The 17,468-nt window shown below is 66.8% G+C and carries 16 protein-coding genes; 10 read left to right on the top strand and 6 right to left on the bottom strand.

What is annotated here, in order from left to right:
* Positions 1-67 precede the first annotated feature (67 nt).
* Positions 68-1,552, bottom strand: coding sequence for a sensor histidine kinase (locus tag NQV17_RS30375; protein WP_257775111.1), 1,485 nt, complete (start codon positions 1,550-1,552; stop codon positions 68-70).
* 116 nt (positions 1,553-1,668) lie between these two features.
* Complete coding sequence (locus NQV17_RS30380; protein WP_006401494.1) at positions 1,669-2,361, bottom strand: response regulator transcription factor; 693 nt, start codon at positions 2,359-2,361, stop codon at positions 1,669-1,671.
* Between the two features lie 122 nt (positions 2,362-2,483).
* Between NQV17_RS30380 and NQV17_RS30385 the strand changes: the two genes are divergently transcribed.
* Positions 2,484-2,714 (top strand): DUF3717 domain-containing protein, encoded by a 231-nt coding sequence (locus NQV17_RS30385; RefSeq protein WP_044845220.1) that lies wholly within the window; start codon positions 2,484-2,486, stop codon positions 2,712-2,714.
* 92 nt (positions 2,715-2,806) lie between these two features.
* Here NQV17_RS30385 and NQV17_RS30390 read toward each other — a convergent pair whose 3' ends face one another.
* Positions 2,807-3,115 (bottom strand): 4a-hydroxytetrahydrobiopterin dehydratase, encoded by a 309-nt coding sequence (locus NQV17_RS30390; protein ID WP_044845221.1) that lies wholly within the window; start codon positions 3,113-3,115, stop codon positions 2,807-2,809.
* 198 nt (positions 3,116-3,313) lie between these two features.
* Entirely contained in the window at positions 3,314-4,207 is an 894-nt protein-coding gene (gene phhA / locus NQV17_RS30395) for a phenylalanine 4-monooxygenase (protein WP_257775113.1), read from the bottom strand.
* Positions 4,208-4,346: 139 nt separating this feature from the next.
* Between phhA and NQV17_RS30400 the strand changes: the two genes are divergently transcribed.
* Positions 4,347-4,832 carry an Lrp/AsnC family transcriptional regulator gene (locus tag NQV17_RS30400; RefSeq protein ID WP_006408082.1) on the top strand — a complete coding sequence of 162 codons (486 nt, stop codon included), beginning with the start codon at positions 4,347-4,349 and terminating at the stop codon, positions 4,830-4,832.
* Positions 4,833-4,886: 54 nt separating this feature from the next.
* Here NQV17_RS30400 and NQV17_RS30405 read toward each other — a convergent pair whose 3' ends face one another.
* A complete protein-coding gene (locus NQV17_RS30405; protein WP_257775114.1) occupies positions 4,887-5,420 on the bottom strand; it encodes a class IV adenylate cyclase in 534 nt (177 codons plus the stop codon).
* A 292-nt stretch (positions 5,421-5,712) separates the two neighbouring features.
* A complete protein-coding gene (locus NQV17_RS30410) occupies positions 5,713-6,612 on the bottom strand; it encodes a LysR family transcriptional regulator (RefSeq protein WP_044845224.1) in 900 nt (299 codons plus the stop codon).
* Positions 6,613-6,963: 351 nt separating this feature from the next.
* On the opposite strand from NQV17_RS30410, the gene NQV17_RS30415 reads away from it, so the two are divergent.
* The 8 genes from NQV17_RS30415 to NQV17_RS30450 all read left to right on the top strand — a co-directional run bounded on the left by NQV17_RS30415 (position 6,964) and on the right by NQV17_RS30450 (position 17,465).
* Positions 6,964-8,649 (top strand): GMC family oxidoreductase, encoded by a 1,686-nt coding sequence (locus NQV17_RS30415; protein WP_257775116.1) that lies wholly within the window; start codon positions 6,964-6,966, stop codon positions 8,647-8,649.
* A 499-nt stretch (positions 8,650-9,148) separates the two neighbouring features.
* The gene (locus tag NQV17_RS30420) at positions 9,149-9,928 is read left to right on the top strand and encodes an ABC transporter ATP-binding protein (protein ID WP_040142748.1); all 780 of its coding nucleotides are present in this window, start codon (positions 9,149-9,151) and stop codon (positions 9,926-9,928) included.
* The gene (locus tag NQV17_RS30425; RefSeq protein WP_044845226.1) at positions 9,925-10,680 is read left to right on the top strand and encodes an ABC transporter ATP-binding protein; all 756 of its coding nucleotides are present in this window, start codon (positions 9,925-9,927) and stop codon (positions 10,678-10,680) included. The genes NQV17_RS30420 and NQV17_RS30425 overlap by 4 nt, the downstream gene beginning before the upstream one ends.
* 77 nt (positions 10,681-10,757) lie before the next feature.
* Positions 10,758-11,957 (top strand): ABC transporter substrate-binding protein, encoded by a 1,200-nt coding sequence (locus tag NQV17_RS30430; protein WP_044845227.1) that lies wholly within the window; start codon positions 10,758-10,760, stop codon positions 11,955-11,957.
* Between the two features lie 102 nt (positions 11,958-12,059).
* Positions 12,060-12,944, top strand: coding sequence for a branched-chain amino acid ABC transporter permease (locus NQV17_RS30435; RefSeq protein WP_044845228.1), 885 nt, complete (start codon positions 12,060-12,062; stop codon positions 12,942-12,944).
* Positions 12,944-13,918 carry a branched-chain amino acid ABC transporter permease gene (locus NQV17_RS30440; RefSeq protein ID WP_044845249.1) on the top strand — a complete coding sequence of 325 codons (975 nt, stop codon included), beginning with the start codon at positions 12,944-12,946 and terminating at the stop codon, positions 13,916-13,918. The genes NQV17_RS30435 and NQV17_RS30440 overlap by 1 nt, the downstream gene beginning before the upstream one ends.
* Positions 13,919-15,062: 1,144 nt before the next feature.
* On the top strand, positions 15,063-16,220 hold the full coding sequence (locus NQV17_RS30445) for an ABC transporter substrate-binding protein (RefSeq protein ID WP_044845229.1): 1,158 nt from the start codon (positions 15,063-15,065) through the stop codon (positions 16,218-16,220).
* Positions 16,221-16,409: 189 nt separating this feature from the next.
* Positions 16,410-17,465 carry a branched-chain amino acid ABC transporter permease gene (locus NQV17_RS30450; RefSeq protein ID WP_124520445.1) on the top strand — a complete coding sequence of 352 codons (1,056 nt, stop codon included), beginning with the start codon at positions 16,410-16,412 and terminating at the stop codon, positions 17,463-17,465.
* Positions 17,466-17,468 lie beyond the last annotated feature (3 nt).

A 17,468-nucleotide genomic window follows, 5' to 3' on the forward strand; every position in this document is an offset into this window, starting at 1 on the left:
TGCTTCACCGCCGGATGGCCGCCGCGCGGCCGTCCATCCAGCCTGATGAGGGTTCGCCGCGCGTGCCTCAGTGCGTCGGCGCGGCGGCCGGCGTCTCGCTCGCCGGCTTCCCGGTGCGCTTGGCGAGCGGCACCCGCACCACGAAGCGCGAACCGCCTTCCGATGCATCCTCGTACGACACCGTGCCGCCGTGCATCGCGATGATGTCGTGCACGATCGCGAGCCCGAGCCCGGCGCCCGTCTCGACGCCGTTGCCGCTTTGCGCGTCGCCGCGGAAGAAGCGCTTGAACAGGTCGGCCTGCTGATTGGCCGGCACGCCCGGGCCGTTGTCCTCGACGACGATCTCGGCGGCCGGCTCGCCGGTCTCGAGCGCGCTGCGCGCGACGTTCACCGTGATCCGTGCCCCGTCCGGCCGGGCGAGCGGCACGTATTTCAACGCATTGTCGAGCAGGTTCGCGATCACCTCGCGCAGCAGCACGGGGTTGCCGCGCACGTTCAGCGTTTCGTCCTCGCCGGGATCGTCGCTGCGCTGGAAGCCGAGGTCGACATGCGACGCGAGCGCGCGCGGCACCCATTCGGCACCCGTCTCGAATGCCATCGCGGCCAGGTCGACGTCGACGAAACGCGCGGCCTGTTCGCCCGGCTCCGCGCGCGCGAGCGACAGCAGCTGGTTCGACAGCCGCACCGCGCGGTCGGCGGCCGCGCGCAGTTCGCGCACCGCGGCATAGGTCTGCTGCGGGTCGCGCGCGACGGCGGCCTGCTCGGCATGCAGCTTCACGGCCGTGAGCGGCGTGCGCAGCTGGTGCGCGGCGTCGGCGATGAACTTGCGCTGCGCGTCGAGCGCGGTCTTCAGGCGGCCGAGCAGCGCGTTCATCGCGCTCGTCAGCGGCCGGATCTCGAGCGGCACGTCGGTTTCGTCGACCGGCTCCAGCGACGTGTGGGTCTGCCGGTTCAGCGAATCGGCGAGATGCGTGAGCGGGCCGAGCTGCTGGTTCACGACGCGCCACACGATGCCCCAACCCGCGAGCAGCAGCAGCAGCAGCGGCATCATGATCGCGACGAGGAATTCGGCCGCGATCCGGTAGCGGTGCCGCACCGGCTGCGCGACCTCGACCACCATCGGCCGGCCGCCGTCGACTTCCTCGACGCGCACCTGCGCGACCCGCACCGCGCGGTTGTCGTACTCGGCCTCGAACACGTACGCGTGATGCATGCGGCGCACGTTGATGCCCCGCAGCGGCAGCTTCGGATCACCGGCGAGTTCCTGCTCGCCGTCGCTGATCCGATAGATCAGCGCCTCGGCCGGATCGGAGAACATCGCCTGCGCGAGCGGCGGCACCGTGAACGGCGCGTCGGGGCCGGCGATCTGGATCTGTTTGGAGATGGCGGTCGCGAGGTCGGCGAGCGAGCGGTCGATCACGTGTTGCGTGTATTGCCACGCGAGCCAGTAGGCGATCAGGCCGCTCATCAGCGCGAGCATCGACAGCGGCGCGGCGAGGCGCCGGAGCAGCGAGCGGCGCAGGCTGGTGGTCACAGCCGGATCAGAAGACATTTCGACGGGCAAATGGATAAGCGCCGCTCACGGGGAGCGGCGCGGACGTGCGCCGGACGGCGACGCGGGCAGGGCGGCTCGCCGGCGGCACGCGGCCGGCCGGCGTGCGGCGCCGCTCAGACGCTCGCGGTCTGGCGGATTTCCTGCAGCAGATAGCCGAAGCCGCGCACCGTGACGATTTCGACGCGGCACTGCTCGAGTTTCTTGCGCACGCGGTGCACGTAGACTTCGATCGCGGTGTCGCCGAGATCGCCGCCGAAGTGCGTGAGGTGATCCTGCAGCTGGGCCTTGCTGACGACGCGGCCGTGGCGCAGCAGCAGCATTTCCAGCACCGCGAATTCGCGCGGCGACAGTTCGAGCGGCTTGTCGTCGTTGAAGATGCGGCGATCGACGCCCGACAGGCGGACGCCGCCGAGCGACACTTCCGGACGCGGCATGTCGCTGTGCGGGCCGCTGCGGCGCATCACCGCGCGGATGCGCGCTTCGAGCTCGGCCGGCTCGAACGGCTTGAGCATGTAGTCGTCGGCGCCGGAGTTCAGGCCCTGAATCCGGTCGTTCAGCTCGTCGCGCGCGGTCAGCACGATGACCGGCGTATGGCGGTTGGTCTGGCGGAAACGCGTGAGCAGCGTCATCCCGTCGATGCCCGGCAGGCCGAGGTCGAGGATCACGAGTTCGTGGCGGTTCTGTGCCAGCGCCTGTTCGGCAAAGATGCCGTCATGCACCATGTCGACGGTGAAGCCAGCCTGCTCGAGGCTGCTCTGGATACCGCGTGCGATGGGGCGGTCGTCTTCGATCAGAAGGAGTCGCATGAAGTTCGCTCAAGTACAATGGGTTGGCGGTTCAGGCACGCGGACAGCACGACGCCGTTTCCACAGGGGCGCCGCATCGCCTGACATCAAGCATGGCGGCCAGCGAACGATTAAATCCAATCATGTCCGATATTTCGATCCACGACCTCGAAGCCGCGATCAATTTCTGGCGCGCCCGCTCGCCGTCGAGCGGCGACGAACTCAAGCTCTGCGAAGAGGCCAGCGCGCTCTCCAAGCCGTATGCGCTGCTGATTGTACAGCGCGCAAGCGCGCTGCAACTGGAAGGTTTGGACCCCAGGGCGCGGAAAGCGTACGAGACTTACGTGCGCCTTAAGGATGGCTTGGAAAGTTGAAGGCTTTCGCTGAGTACATCCTAGAAAACGTTCATCGAAATGAAAAGTTGACGCGCCGCGCGTCGAAAGACGCGCGGCGGTAGAGGACGACCTCAGGCGGCCGGTTGGGTGTGCGCGCACACCTGGTCGATGAACGTCGCGAGCGCGATGTCGCGCTCGGTCAGGCCGTCCGCGTCGTGGGTCGACAGCGTCACGTCGACGCGGTTGTATACGTTGAACCATTCCGGATGGTGGTTCATTTCCTGCGCCTTGATCGCGACGCGCGTCATGAAGCCGAAGGCCTCGTTGAAATCGGCGAAGCGCAGGCTGCGCTGGATCGCGTCGCGGCCCGGCACGGCCGTCCAGTGCGGCAGGCCTTCGAGCCGGGTCTTGCGTTCTTCTGATGTGAGCTTGTGGATCATGTTGCACCTCGTTCGGTAACGGCGCCCGCACGCGGGCAAAGGCCACGCGGCAAAGCCGGTACCGGTCATTGTTTCATAGTTGGGCGACGGGCATCCGGCGACGGGCATCCGGCGACGGCCATCCGGGGACGGCCATCCGGCGACGGCCATCCGAAGGCGGGCGCCGGCGCGCGAATCACGCCGGCGTGGCCCGCGGCCTTATGCGTCCGCGTCGTCCGGCCAGCCTTCGCCCGTGCCGCGATGCAGCACGAGATCGCCATCGCATACCGCGCCGGCCGCGAATTCGGGCAGCGCGGCCAGCCGGTCGGCCAGCGCGCGGCCGTCGACGTCGGCCAGCGCGAACAGCTGCGCGAAGTCGTCGATCACGAAGTAGGTCTTCTGGAACGTGTCGATCCGGTACCGCGTGCGCATCACGCGCTCGAGGTCGAAACCGAGCCGGTTCGGCGCCGCGCTTTCGAGACTGTAGAGGCTCTCGCCCTTGCTCGACACGATCCCGGCGCCGTAGATCGACAGCCCGTTCGTGCCGCGCGGATCGCGGATCAGGCCGAATTCCACCGTATACCAGTAGAGGCGCGCGAGCCGCGCGAGCGCCGCTTCGTCGTCCGCGACCGCGAGCGCGGTGCGGCCGTAGGCCTGCATGTAGTCGGCGAACACCGGTTCGATCAGCAGCGGCACGTGGCCGAACAGGTCGTGGAAGCAGTCGGGTTCCTGCAGGTAGTCGAGCTGGTCCGGGCGGCGCATCCACCAGGTGACCGGAAACCGCCGGTTCGCGAGGTGCTCGAAGAACACGCGATCGGGCACGAGGCCCGGCACCGCGACGATTTCCCAGCCGGTGGCCGGCTTCAGCTGGCGGTTCACGTCGGCGAACGACGGCACGCGATCGGCCGGCAGCTCGATCTTCCCGAGCCCGGCGACGAACGCGTCGCACGCGCGACCGCGCAGCAGCGCCGACTGGCGCGCATAGAGCTGCCGCCACACCGCGTGGTCGACCTGGCCGTAGCGTTCGAGCGGCTGGTCGATGGTGAAATCGGCGCGGGTTTCGAGGCCCGCATCGAACTGCTCCTGCAGTTTCGCGGTGACGACGGTGGACATGGTGAGGGCTCTGCACGCTGTGATGGGAACCATGCAAGTGTAGAGCGGGGGACATGCGGAATGGGCGCAAAGATGGCGTTGATTCGCTTGATGATGCGATAATCGCGCATCAAAATCGGAATCAATGCGGAGAATGCTCATGCTGGAACTCGATCACTTCGATCTCGCGCTTCTCGACGTGCTGCAGCGCTTCGGCCGCGCGACGCACCAGCAGCTCGGCGAGGAGGTGCCGCTGTCGCCGTCGCAGATCGGCCGGCGGCTGCAGCGGCTCGAGGCGGCCGGCGTGATCGAAGGCTATCGCGTGATGTTGCGCCCCGAAAAGCTCGGGCTCGGCGTCACCGCGTTCACGAGCCTCAAGCTCAAGCACCACGGCGATTCGATCATCGAGCAGTTCCAGCAGCAGATCGACGTGCTGCCCGAGGTGCTCGAATGCCATGCGGTGGTCGGCGATGCCGACTATCTGCTGCGGATCGTCGCGCCGGATCTCAACGCGCTGTCGCAGTTCGTGATGAAGAAGCTGATGCGCGTGCCGGGCGTCGACAGCGTGCGCTCGAACATCGTGCTGACGACGTTCAAGCGCAATGGCGCGCTGCCGCTCGCGCACCTGGCGCCCGGCGCCGCGTGACGCGGCGGCGGGGCTGGCAGCGGGGCGCAAGGCGGCGCCGCGGATAGGGCTCGATCAGGCCGCTTCGGATTGCGCGTCGGCGTTCAGCAGGTCGACGTACGCGACCGCGACGAGATCCTCGTGCGCCACGCCGAGCTTCGCGAATACGTCGTGCGCCTCGGCTTCGCCGCCGGCTTCGTCGTCGTCGGGGCCGAGCACCACTTCCAGTTCGATGAAGTCGCCGAGGCCGTCGACGCGGTCGAGGTGGATCCGCGTGCGGCCGACGAGGTACACGTGCCGTTCCTTCGTCACGATGCCGCGCGTGGTCAGTGCGGTCGCAAGCAGCGAGTGCATCGCGTCCGGGTTCGTCACCGGGCTGCGCGTGTAGTACGACGCTTTCGGTCCGTCGCGATCGTCGCGCTGGTAGAAGATCAGTTCGGCCGGCGTGCCGTCTTCGAAGCGGCGCAGCTTCAGCCGGCCGCGCGGCACGTCGTAGAAGAAATCCTGCTGGCGGTAGAAGAGCGGTGCTTCGGTTGCGAGCGTCGCGGCGCGTTCGCGCAGCTGGTCGAATTCGCGGGCGCGGGCTTTGATCTCGATGTTGCGGGCCATGCGGGTCTCCTTCAATCAGGGGTCTCGCGGTGTGCGAACGGACAATCTAGCAAAAAGCCTGCGATGGTGGCGTGACGAGCGACCGGCGCGCGGCAACGCGACGCGGAGCGTGCGATTGGGGCTCGTATGTGATTTCGCTGGTTATGCGCGGGTGTGTTGGCGATTTGCGTTTCGCAAGATCCGCAGGAGACACAGGCACCCAGGAATCCAGGGACGCCGAGGAGCAGGAATAGCGAGAAGCGTCAGGCGCAAAAGTCCACTGCGGGACCCGTCACACCGACATCAGGCGCACTCATATCGCCCACTGCGTCTCGATCAGTCGCAGCGCGGCCGCGATTGCCGGTTCGTCGCGCCGTTCGACGAGCGCCACGAAGGTCAGCTCGGTCGGCACCGTCACGCGTTCGACGATCGTCAGCGCGTGCGCGTGCGCTTCAGCCAGCGCGGTCGAGTCCCGCGCGAGCGTCAACCCGATCCCCGATTTCACGAGATCGAGCATCGACTGCTCCTGGTCGACCTCGGCGACCTTCACCGGCTGCGCGCCGGCCGCCGCGAACAGCCGCGACAGCAGCCGGTGATGGGCGGACGCCGGCGGCGTCCAGATCCACGGCAACGCGGCGAGTGCGCGCCAGTCGTGCGCGCGCTGCACGCGCTCCTTCCAGCCGGCCGGCGCGAGCACGCGATACTGGAAACGCGTGAGCGTGACCGTGTGGAACAGCGTGTCGTCGCGCGGCTCGTCCTCGCCGGGCCGGCCGATGTAGTAGCCGACGTCGAGCGCCCGCGCGCGCACCTGCTCCAGCACCCAGCCGGACATCCCGTGCCGCAGCGCGGTTTCGATCTGTGGATGGGTTTCGACCAGCGCGCGCAGGAAGCCGCCGAGCCGCAGGAAACCGGGGTCGAGGATCGTGCCGATCCGCAACCGGCCGCGCACCTCGTGCCGCAGCGCGGCAGCGGCGCGCTGCACGTCGGCGGCTGCGGCCAGCGCGCGCTCCGCGTGCGGCAGCAGCGTCTGGCCGTCGCGTGTGAGCGCGAGCCCGCGCGACGTGCGCGTGAACAGCGTGACGCCGAGCGTTTCCTGCAGATGCTTGATCTGCAGGCTGACGGCCGGCTGCGTCAGGTGCAACTGCACGGCGGCGCGCGTCAGGTTGCCTTCGCGGGCGACCGTCGCGAACGCACGGAGCAGGGTGAGATCCATCGTCGTGATATGAGCGCAGCTTATAACGCAGTTCAGCATAACTCATTGGATCGGTGGACGGCAGGCGGAGTACGCTTCATCGATCGCGTCGCCTGCGACGCACTATGCTGAAAACGACGCGCGGGATTGCGCCGCGCGGGACACAACAATGCGCTTTGCATGGGGCACGAGTAAGCGCTGAAGCGCCAACTCCATCCAGCCACGCCATGGGACCCGAGTAAGCGCTGAAGCGCTAACTCGGGTCGACCGCCGTGGGGATGGAGTAAGCGCTGAAGCGCCAACTCCATCCAACCACGCCATGGGACCCGAGTAAGCGCTGAAGCGCTAACTCGGGTCGACAGGAGACACGTCGTGACGACTCAACGCACGCTCGAGGGCGAATTCGATTACGTGATCGTCGGCGCGGGCACCGCAGGCTGCGTGCTCGCGAACCGCCTGACCGAGGATCCCGAGATCCGCGTGCTGCTGCTCGAAGCGGGCGGCAAGGACGACTATCACTGGATCCACATCCCGGTCGGCTATCTGTACTGCATCGGCAATCCACGCACGGACTGGCTGTACAAGACACAGCCGGAGGCGGCGCTCAACGGCCGCGCACTGTCGTATCCGCGCGGTCGCGTGCTCGGTGGCTGCTCGTCGATCAACGGGATGATCTACATGCGCGGCCAGCGCGAGGATTACGACAGCTGGGCGCAGGAAACCGGCGACGCGGGCTGGTCGTGGGACAGCGTGCTGCCGATCTTCAAGCGCAGCGAGGACCACCACGCGGGTGCGAGCGACGCACACGGCGCAGGTGGCTACTGGCGCGTCGAGAAGCAGCGGCTGCGCTGGGAGATCCTCGAATCGTTCGCGCAGGCCGCGCAGCAGACGGGCATCCCGGCGACCGACGATTTCAACCGCGGCGACAACACCGGGGTCGGCTATTTCGAGGTGAACCAGAAGCGCGGCGTGCGCTGGAATACGTCAAAGGCGTTCCTGCGGCCCGCGATGACGCGCCCGAACCTGACCGTGATCACCGGCGCGCATGCGCAGCGCGTGATCTTCGACGGGCGGCGCGCGGTCGGCGTCGAGTATCGCGGCGGCGGCACCGACTACGTCGCGCACGCACGCGCCGAAGTGCTGCTGACCGCCGGCGCGATGAATTCGCCGCAGCTGCTCGAACTGTCGGGCATCGGTGCGGGCGCACGGCTGCAGGCGCTCGGCATCGACGTCGTGCAGGATCTGCCGGGCGTCGGCGAGAACCTGCAGGATCACCTGCAGCTGCGGATGGCGTTTCGCGTCGAAGGCGTGCGCACGTTGAACACGCTGTCCGCGCACTGGTGGGGCAAGCTGATGATCGGCGCGGAATACGCGCTGCTGCAACGCGGGCCGATGTCGATGGCGCCGTCGCAGCTCGGCGCGTTCGCAAAATCCGATCCCGACGATCCCGCGCTCACGCGCCCCGATCTCGAATATCACGTGCAGCCGCTGTCGCTCGAGCGCTTCGGCGAGCCGCTGCACAGCTTCAACGCCTTTACGGCGTCCGTCTGCCATCTGCGGCCGAGCTCGCGCGGCAGCGTGCATATCGCGAGCCCCGATGCCGGCGTGGCGCCGTCGATCGCACCGAACTATCTGTCGACCGACCACGATCGCCAGGTCGCCGCGAACGCGCTGCGTCTCACGCGCCGCATCGCATCCGCGCCGGCGCTCGCGCGCTACCGTCCGGAGGAGATCCTGCCGGGCGCGCGATACCGGACCGAAGCCGAACTGATCGAAGCGGCGGGCGCGGTCGGCACGACGATCTTCCATCCGGTCGGTACGTGCCGGATGGGGCGCGCGGACGACGCGCGTGCCGTCGTCGACAGCCGGCTGCGCGTGCGCGGCATCGCCGGGCTGCGGATCGTCGACGCATCGGTGATGCCGTTCATCACGTCGGGCAACACGAATTCGCCGACGCTGATGATCGCCGAGCGCGCAAGCGACATGATTCGCGCCGATCGACGCGCGGCGCACGACGCGACGCACGCAGGAACGGATGCGGCGATGACGGCTGCGTGACGCCACGCTGACACGCGCGACAGCGGGCTGTCATCCGAGCGCCCGCTGTTTCGCTATGCGAAGCAAAGGTGACGCGCGAGCATCACAATGACACGGGCCGGCGATGCGCACGGCAATTGCTTCGCCCACTCGCTTATCGCTTATGTCACGCGGCTTTTTTTGCGCGACGACATGACGCGCAGCGTCACATGCATGCGTTCAATCAGGCACGTCCGATGCGAGCATGCGCACCTCGATGATGCACGTGTCAAAAAAGCGCGTCGAAAATTCGCGCTCAGCCGCGCCCGATATGGCAGCCAGCCCTATAAGTGCAAATCCCGATGATTGCACTGCACCAACGGCGCGACAATGTTGCGCAGTGTGCATACGCGTCGGCGCGGGAGACCACCCTCGAGGCGTAATACGGCGCCCCGGGGGCAGCCCGCTGATCCGCGGACTCGTTCGCGGTCGCTTGCGCGAATCCTCCCGGTGCTTCGCCTGACTTCGTACGGAAGGGAACATGATTCTCGGCGACACGATTCTCGAAACACGCGGACTGACGAAGGAATTCAGGGGCTTCACCGCCGTGAACGGTGTCAACCTGCGTGTGCGGCGCGGCGCGATCCATGCGTTGATCGGACCGAACGGCGCGGGCAAGACCACCTGCTTCAACCTGCTGACCAAGTTCCTGACACCGACGGCCGGCCAGATCGTCTTCAACGGCATCGACATCACCGACGAGCGGCCCGCGCAGGTCGCGCGGCGCGGCATCATCCGTTCCTTCCAGATCTCGGCGGTATTCCCGCACTTGACTGCGTTGCAGAACGTGCGCATCGGCCTGCAGCGCGCGCTCGGGACCGAATTCCATTTCTGGCGCAGCGAGCGCACGTTGCGGCGCCTCGACGATCGCGCGATGGATCTCCTCACGCAGGTCGGCCTCACCGATTTCGCGCACGTGCCGACGGTCGAACTCGCATACGGCCGCAAGCGCGCGCTCGAGATCGCGACGACGCTCGCGATGGAACCCGAACTGATGCTGCTCGACGAGCCCACGCAAGGGATGGGCCACGAGGACGTCGATCGCGTGACCGCGCTGATCAAGAAGGTGGCGAGCGGCCGCACGATCCTGATGGTCGAGCACAACATGAACGTGATCGCGGGCATCTCCGACACGATCACCGTCCTGCAACGCGGCGAGGTGCTGGCCGAGGGCTCGTATGCGGAAGTGTCGAAGAATCCGCTGGTGATCGAGGCCTACATGGGCAGCGCCGATGCGGCGCTCGCGGGGGCGCACGCATGAAGCACAGCGAACGGGAGGAACGCGAATTGAGCGGCGTCGAGAGCGGCACGCCCGCGCTGGAGATCACGGGCCTCGAGGCCTGGTACGGGGAATCCCACATATTGCACGGTGTCGACCTGAGCGTTCATCGCGGCGAGGTCGTCACGCTGCTCGGCCGCAACGGCGCGGGCCGCACCACGACGCTGCGCGCGATCATGGGCCTCACCGGCCGCCGCAGCGGCTCGATCAAGGTTTCGGGCAACGAGACGATCGGCCTCGCGACGCACCGCATCGCGCATTTCGGCGTCGGCTATTGCCCGGAGGAGCGCGGAATCTTCTCGAGCCTGTCGTGCGAGGAGAACCTGATGCTGCCGCCGCCGATCGGCCCGCGCGAGCACGCGATGTCGCTCGACGAGATCTACGCGATGTTCCCGAACCTCGCGTCGCGCCGGCAGAGCCAGGGCACGCGGCTGTCCGGCGGCGAGCAGCAGATGCTCGCGGTGGCGCGGATCCTGCGCACCGGCGCGAACCTGCTGCTGCTCGATGAAATTTCCGAAGGCCTCGCGCCGGTAATCGTGCAGGCGCTCGCGCGCATGATCGTCGCGCTGAAGGCGCGCGGCTACACGGTCGTGATGGTCGAACAGAATTTCCGCTTCGCCGCGCCGCTCGCCGATCGCTTCTACGTGATGGAACATGGCCGCATCGTCGAGCATTTCCGCTCATCCGAACTGGAAGGCAAGATGCCGATCCTTCACGACCTGCTCGGGGTGTGACGCCGCCCCGTTTCTCTTGCCGCTAGCCGTGGCGGCCTACGAACAACCACAACGCATCAGAACAACAGGAGACGTCAATGAAAATGAAGACCCTCGCACACGCGTGCCTGGCGGTCGCGACCGCAGCGTTCACCGCCGGCGCCGCACACGCCGCGGATAGCGTGAAGATCGGCTTCATCACCGACATGTCGGGGCTGTACGCGGACATCGACGGGCAGGGCGGCCTCGAGGCGATCCGGATGGCGGTCGCCGACTTCGGCGGCAAGGTGCTCGGCAAGCCGATCGAGGTCGTCTATGCCGATCACCAGAACAAGGCGGACATCGCCGCGTCGAAGGCGCGCGAATGGATGGACCGCGGCGGGCTCGACCTGCTGGTCGGCGGCACGAACTCCGCGACCGCGCTGTCGATGAACCAGGTCGCGGCCGAGAAGAAGAAGGTCTACATCAACATCGGCGCGGGCGCCGACACGCTGACCAACGAGCAGTGCACGCCGTACACGGTCCACTACGCATACGACACGATGGCGCTCGCGAAGGGCACCGGCTCGGCGGTGGTGAAGCAGGGCGGCAAGAGCTGGTTCTTCCTGACCGCCGACTACGCGTTCGGCAAGGCGCTCGAGAAGAACACGTCGGACGTCGTGAAGGCGAGCGGCGGCCAGGTGCTCGGCACGGTGCGGCACCCGCTGTCGGCGTCGGACTTCTCGTCGTTCCTGCTGCAGGCGCAGTCGTCCAAGGCGCAGATCCTCGGCCTCGCGAACGCGGGCGGCGACACGATCAACTCGATCAAGGCCGCGAAGGAGTTCGGCATTACGAAGACGATGAAGATCGCCGCGCTGCTGATGTTCATCAACGACGTGCACAGCCTCGGCCTCGAGACGACGCAGGGCCTCGTGCTGACCGACAGCTGGTACTGGAACCGCGACGCGACGGCGCGCCAGTGGGCGCAGCGCTACTTCGGCAAGATGAAGAAGATGCCGTCGAGCCTGCAGGCGGCCGACTACTCGTCGGTGACGACCTACCTGAAGGCAGTCCAGGCGGCCGGCACGACCGACTCCGACAAGGTGATGGCCGAGCTGAAGAAGGCGAAGATCAACGACTTCTACGCGAAGGGCTACATCCGCCAGGACGGCAGCATGATTCACGACATGTACCTGATGGAAGTGAAGAAGCCGTCGGAATCGAAGGAGCCGTGGGACTACTACAAGGTGCTCGCGACGATTCCGGGCGAGCAGGCGTTCACGACCAAGCAGGAGACGCGCTGCGCGGCATGGAAGTAAGCGCGGCCGCAGCGGCCGCAGCGATGTGGCCGCTGCACCGCCCGCGTGCGCGACGGCATGACGGTTGCGCACGCAACGAAACTCATTCGGACGGCTAAGTCGATGGAAATCTTTGGCATTCCGTTGCCGGCGATGCTGAGCCAGTTGCTGCTCGGGCTCGTCAACGGCTCGTTCTACGCGATCCTGAGCCTCGGGCTGGCGGTGATCTTCGGGCTGCTCAACGTGATCAACTTCGCGCACGGCGCGCTGTTCATGCTGGGCGCGATGCTCGCGTGGATGGGGCTGTCGTATTTCGGGTTGCCGTACTGGGCGATGCTCGCGCTCGCGCCGCTGATCGTCGGCGCGTTCGGGATCCTGGTCGAGCGCTCGATGCTGCGCTGGCTGTACAAGCTCGATCACCTGTACGGGCTGCTGCTCACGTTCGGCCTTACGCTCGTCGTCGAAGGCGTGTTCCGCTCGGTCTACGGGTCGTCCGGCCAGCCGTACGACGTGCCTTCGCAGCTGTCCGGCGCAACCAATCTCGGCTTCATGTTCCTGCCGAACTACCGCGCGTGGGTGGTCGTCGCGTCGCTCGCGGTGTGTCTCGCGACCTGGTTCGTGATCGAGAAGACGCGCCTGGGCGCCTATCTGCGCGCGGGCACCGAGAACCCGAAGCTCGTCGAGGCGTTCGGCGTGAACGTGCCGATGATGATCACGCTCACCTACGGCTTCGGCGTCGCGCTCGCGGCATTCGCGGGCGTGCTCGCGGCGCCGGTGATCCAGGTGTCGCCGCTGATGGGCCAGCCGATGATCATCACCGTGTTCGCGGTGGTCGTGATCGGCGGGATGGGCTCGATCCTCGGCTCGATCATCACCGGGCTGATGCTTGGCGTGATCGAGGGCTTCACGCGCGTGTTCTATCCGGAGGCGTCGGCCACGGTGGTGTTCGTGATCATGGCGATCGTGCTGCTGATCCGCCCGGCTGGCCTATTCGGCAAGGAAAAATGATGCAGAGAAAAGTGCTCTACGGCGTGCTGCTCGCCGCACTGCTCGCCGCCCCCTTCATCGGCGCGTATCCGGTGTTCGTGATGAAGGTGCTCACGTTCGCGCTGTTCGCGGCCGCGTTCAACCTGCTGATCGGCTATACGGGGCTGCTGTCGTTCGGCCATGCGATGTTCCTCGCGACCGCCGGCTACGCGACCGGCTATACGATCCAGACACTCGGCTTCACGCCGGAGCTCGGCGTGCTCGTCGGCACCTTCGCCGCGACGCTGCTCGGGCTCGTCGTCGGCCTGTTCGCGATCCGCCGGCAGGGCATCTACTTCGCGATGATCACGCTCGCGTTCGCGCAGATGGTCTATTTCATCTATCTGCAGGCGCCGTTCACGCACGGCGAGGATGGCCTGCAGGGCGTGCCGCGCGGGCATCTGTTCGGGGTCGTCGACCTGTCGAACGACGTCGCGCTGTACTACGTCGTGCTCGCGGTGATCGTCGCGGCGTGCGCGTTCATCGTGCGCATCGTGCACTCGCCGTTCGGCCAGGTGCTCGTCGCGATCAAGGAAAACGAGGCGCGCGCGATCTCGCTCGGCTACGACACCGACCGCTTCAAGCTGCTCGCGTTCATCCTGTCGGCCGGGCTCGCCGGGCTGGCCGGTTCGCTGAAGGTGCTGGTGCTCGGCTTCGAGACGCTGTCCGACGCGTACTGGACGATGTCGGGCCTCGTCGTGCTGATGACGCTCGTCGGCGGGATGGGCACGCTGTTCGGGCCGCTGCTCGGCGCGGCGCTGATCGTCGCGCTGGAGGACCGGCTCGGCGACATCGGCGAATGGCTAGCGTCGATGACGGGCATCGGCTGGTTCCACTCGCTCGGCGAATCGGCGACGATCGTCACCGGGCTGATCTTCATCGCATGCGTGCTTGCGTTCCGGCGCGGGATCGTCGGCGAGATGGTCGCACGGGTCAAGACGCTCAGGCCGTCCTGATTGCAGCGCGCCGCGGCGTGGCGACGCGTTGATGCGAAGCACCATCCGGCGCGGCCGGGAAGGGCGTCGCGGCGGCCTCGGGACGGTGCCGCGCGGCAAGGCTGGTGCCCCATTTTCGTGCGGCGATGCACCATAGGGGTAAATGCTAAGTTGTCGCAGGGTGAAAGGTCCATTAATCTTCGTTTCAGTTCTGATGCACCGCGAAACGAATTTGCAGGTGGAGAACGAGGAGACAATCGAGGCACAAAGTGCCCGGACCCCAAAGCGCTGTTGGACGGAATCCAACAGCGCTTTTTCATTTGTGTGCGCGAATTTCCATTGATGGTGCAGGCGAGTGGCGCCGCGTTTCGCGCGCCCGTGTTCTGCCTCACCTCATCTCGCATCGCTCGCGTTTCACCCCCGTCCCCCGTTTTTCGTCCAATCCTGCCGGTCGATCGCCGCTGGCGCGCAGCCACGCGCATGCCGTCCGGGCTTACCCGGTTGGCGTGCGCAAAAAGCGTCCGTTACACTCAGCTTTCGCCGACCGTGCGGTCGGGAAAACGGTCGGCAGTTCTCCTACAAGCAAAATGCAGAAGAGGGAGTGCGGTTGGATGAGAAGCGCGGGACGATGGATCGGGGTGCGAGGGGCGGCTGGCGCCGCTCGTTCGGCGGTGGGGGGGCATCGGTATGCCCGGGCCTTCACGAGCCGTCCTGCGGCCGGTATGCGCGTTCTGGCGCGATTGCCCGGCACGGCGGCTTCTCCGGTCGTTGCGTTCGCATCCGACGCGTCGTTCGGATTCGCATGAGCGGCCGGTTTTCCGATCGTGTGCCGCGCGCTTGCGGAGCCGAACCAGGCTCGGCCGGCCGACCTTCCCGCGATCGTTGCGTTCGCATCGATCGCGTCTCGCGCAACGCTGCGTTTCTCCGTTCCCTTCATCCTGACGACATCGCTGCCGCGCATCGTGGCGGTCGAACGACCGTTCCGGAACGCGCCGCGGCGCGTGCGTGCGCGCTGTCGCCGGGGCTCGATTGCGACGCCGGCGTTTCACGGGAAAACGAGCGTAGACGCGGTACGGCGAGATAGTTAATTTATTAACTTGTTTGAGGACCGGGAGCCGCCCGAGCGACCCACGGATTTTTCGAGCAGCGTTTGGAGACAACGTAAATGAAGATGAATCGATGGATGGAGGTTCTGCTTGCCGCGGGCCTCGTGGGTGCGGCGGCCACGGCGTCGGCGCAGGTGAAGATCGGCGTGACGCTGTCGGCCACCGGGCCGGCCGCCTCGCTCGGGATTCCGGAAAAGAACACGATCGCGCTGCTGCCGAAGGAAATCGCGGGCAAGAGCGTCCAGTACATCGTGCTCGACGATGCGTCCGACACGAGCCGCGCGGTGCAGAACGTGCGCAAGCTGATCGACGAGGATCACGTCGACGCGATCATCGGCTCGTCCGTCACGCCGAACTCGCTCGCGATGCTCGATCCGGTGTCGCAGGGCAAGACGCCGACGATCTCGCTCGCGGCGAGCGCGCAGATCATCTCGCCGATGGACGCGAAGCGCGCATGGATGTTCAAGGTGCCGCAGAACGACCAGCTGATGGCCGACGCGATCGCCGGCTACATGGCGAAGCATGGTGTGAAGACGGTCGGCTTCATCGGCTTCGCCGATGCGTACGGCGACAGCTGGTACAAGACGTTCAGCGCGGCGGCCGAGAAGAACGGCCTGAAGCTCGTGTCGAACGAGCGCTTCAACCGCACCGACGCGTCGGTGATGGGGCAGGTGCTGAAGCTGTTGGGCTCGAATCCCGACGCGGTGCTGATCGCCGGATCGGGCACGCCGGCCGCGCTGCCGGCCAAGACGCTGAAGGAGCGCGGCTACAAGGGCAAGGTGTACCAGACGCACGGCGTCGCGAACAACGATTTCCTGCGCGTGTGCGGCAAGGACTGCGAAGGCGAGATCCTGCCGGCCGGCCCGGTGCTCGTGACCGACCAGCTGCCCGATTCGAATCCGGTGAAGAAGCCGGCGCTCGGCTACAAGGCCGCATACGAAAAGGCGTACGGGGCCGGTTCGCTGGCGACCTTCGGCGGCCATGCATGGGATGCGGGCCTGCTGCTGCAGCGTGCGATTCCCGATGCGCTGAAGAAGGGCCAGCCGGGCACCGAGGCGTTCCGCGAGGCGCTGCGCGCGTCGCTCGAGAGCGTGAAGGACCTGCCCGTGTCGCACGGCGTGATCAACACGACGGCGACCGATCACAACGGCTTCGACACGCGGGCGCGCGTGATGGTGCAGATCGTCGACGGCAAGTGGAAGCTGCAGGCCGAGTAAGCATCACGTGAAACCGGCGGGCGCGGCGCGAACGGCGCCGTGCGCGCCGTCGGCGGCGCGGCGGTTCGTGCTCGCGCCGCATGGAATGCCGGGAAGCCCGCAACGCGACGCCTGACCCCCGGTCTTGCCGTCCGCGCGCGGGCCGTTCCCGTCGCCGTTTCTTCGCAGCATTCTCGATACACGAAACGTATGGATCTCTCGATTGCGGCGATCCTCGCGCAAGACGGCATCACGACCGGCGCCATTTATGCATTGCTGTCGCTGGCGCTCGTGCTGGTGTTTTCCGTCACGCGGGTGATCTTCATTCCCCAAGGCGAATTCGTCGCCTACGGTGCGCTCACGCTTGCGGCGTTGCAGGCGCAGAAATTTCCCGCCACCTGCTGGCTGCTGTTCGTGATGGGCATTGCGTGCTTCCTGCTGGAAGTCGGCGGCCTGGTCCGCCATCGCGAACGCCGCCATCAGCTCGGCCGCACGCTCGCGACGCTCGGCAGCCGTTACGTGCTGCTGCCGCTCGCGGTGTTCGCGATCACGCGCAGCTTTGCCGCGCAGCCGCTGCCGATGCTTGCGCAGATCGCGTTGACGCTCGCGATCGTCGTGCCGATGGGGCCGTTCGTCTACCGGCTCGTCTATCAGCCGATCGCCGAAGGCACGACGCTGCTGTTGCTGATCGTGTCGGTCGCCGTCCATTTCGCGATGGTCGGCCTCGGGCTCGTGATGTTCGGCGCGGAAGGCTCGCGCACCAACGGCTTCGCGGATGCGTCGCTGTCGGTCGGCAGCATGACGGTGTCGGTGCAGAGCATCCTCGTGGTCGTGACCGCGCTGGTGCTGATCGGCGCGCTCTATGTGTACTTCGGCCGCACGATTGCCGGCAAGGCGCTGCGCGCGACGTCGGTGAACCGGCTCGGCGCGCGGCTGGTCGGCATCGGCACGACCGAAGCAGGGCGGCTCGCATTCACGCTGGCGGCCGGGCTCGGTGTGCTGTCCGGCATCCTCGTCGGTCCGTTGACGACGATCTATTACGACTCCGGCTTCCTGATCGGCCTGAAGGGTTTCGTCGGCGCGATCATCGGCGGGCTGGTCAGTTATCCGCTCGCGGCCGCCGGCTCGCTGCTGGTCGGCGTGCTCGAATCGTATTCGTCGTTCTGGGCGAGCGCGTACAAGGAAGTGATCGTGTTCACGCTGATCATCCCGGTGCTGCTGTGGCGCAGTTTCGCGGCGCCGCATGCGGAAGAGGAAGAGGAGTGACGC

It is taken from the genome of Burkholderia sp. SCN-KJ (assembly GCF_024656005.1).
Classification (GTDB): domain Bacteria; phylum Pseudomonadota; class Gammaproteobacteria; order Burkholderiales; family Burkholderiaceae; genus Burkholderia.

Excerpts from the sequence above, each read along its gene's own strand:
- NQV17_RS30375 (WP_257775111.1), bottom strand. The coding sequence starts at position 1,552 with ATGTCTTCTGATCCGGCTGTGACCACCAGCCTGCGCCGCTCGCTGCTC.
- NQV17_RS30380 (WP_006401494.1), bottom strand. The coding sequence starts at position 2,361 with ATGCGACTCCTTCTGATCGAAGACGACCGCCCCATCGCACGCGGTATC.
- NQV17_RS30385 (WP_044845220.1), top strand. The coding sequence starts at position 2,484 with ATGTCCGATATTTCGATCCACGACCTCGAAGCCGCGATCAATTTCTGG.
- NQV17_RS30390 (WP_044845221.1), bottom strand. The coding sequence starts at position 3,115 with ATGATCCACAAGCTCACATCAGAAGAACGCAAGACCCGGCTCGAAGGC.
- phhA (WP_257775113.1), bottom strand. The coding sequence starts at position 4,207 with ATGTCCACCGTCGTCACCGCGAAACTGCAGGAGCAGTTCGATGCGGGC.
- NQV17_RS30400 (WP_006408082.1), top strand. The coding sequence starts at position 4,347 with ATGCTGGAACTCGATCACTTCGATCTCGCGCTTCTCGACGTGCTGCAG.
- NQV17_RS30405 (WP_257775114.1), bottom strand. The coding sequence starts at position 5,420 with ATGGCCCGCAACATCGAGATCAAAGCCCGCGCCCGCGAATTCGACCAG.
- NQV17_RS30410 (WP_044845224.1), bottom strand. The coding sequence starts at position 6,612 with ATGGATCTCACCCTGCTCCGTGCGTTCGCGACGGTCGCCCGCGAAGGC.
- NQV17_RS30420 (WP_040142748.1), top strand. The coding sequence starts at position 9,149 with ATGATTCTCGGCGACACGATTCTCGAAACACGCGGACTGACGAAGGAA.
- NQV17_RS30425 (WP_044845226.1), top strand. The coding sequence starts at position 9,925 with ATGAAGCACAGCGAACGGGAGGAACGCGAATTGAGCGGCGTCGAGAGC.
- NQV17_RS30430 (WP_044845227.1), top strand. The coding sequence starts at position 10,758 with ATGAAAATGAAGACCCTCGCACACGCGTGCCTGGCGGTCGCGACCGCA.
- NQV17_RS30435 (WP_044845228.1), top strand. The coding sequence starts at position 12,060 with ATGGAAATCTTTGGCATTCCGTTGCCGGCGATGCTGAGCCAGTTGCTG.
- NQV17_RS30440 (WP_044845249.1), top strand. The coding sequence starts at position 12,944 with ATGCAGAGAAAAGTGCTCTACGGCGTGCTGCTCGCCGCACTGCTCGCC.
- NQV17_RS30445 (WP_044845229.1), top strand. The coding sequence starts at position 15,063 with ATGAAGATGAATCGATGGATGGAGGTTCTGCTTGCCGCGGGCCTCGTG.
- NQV17_RS30450 (WP_124520445.1), top strand. The coding sequence starts at position 16,410 with ATGGATCTCTCGATTGCGGCGATCCTCGCGCAAGACGGCATCACGACC.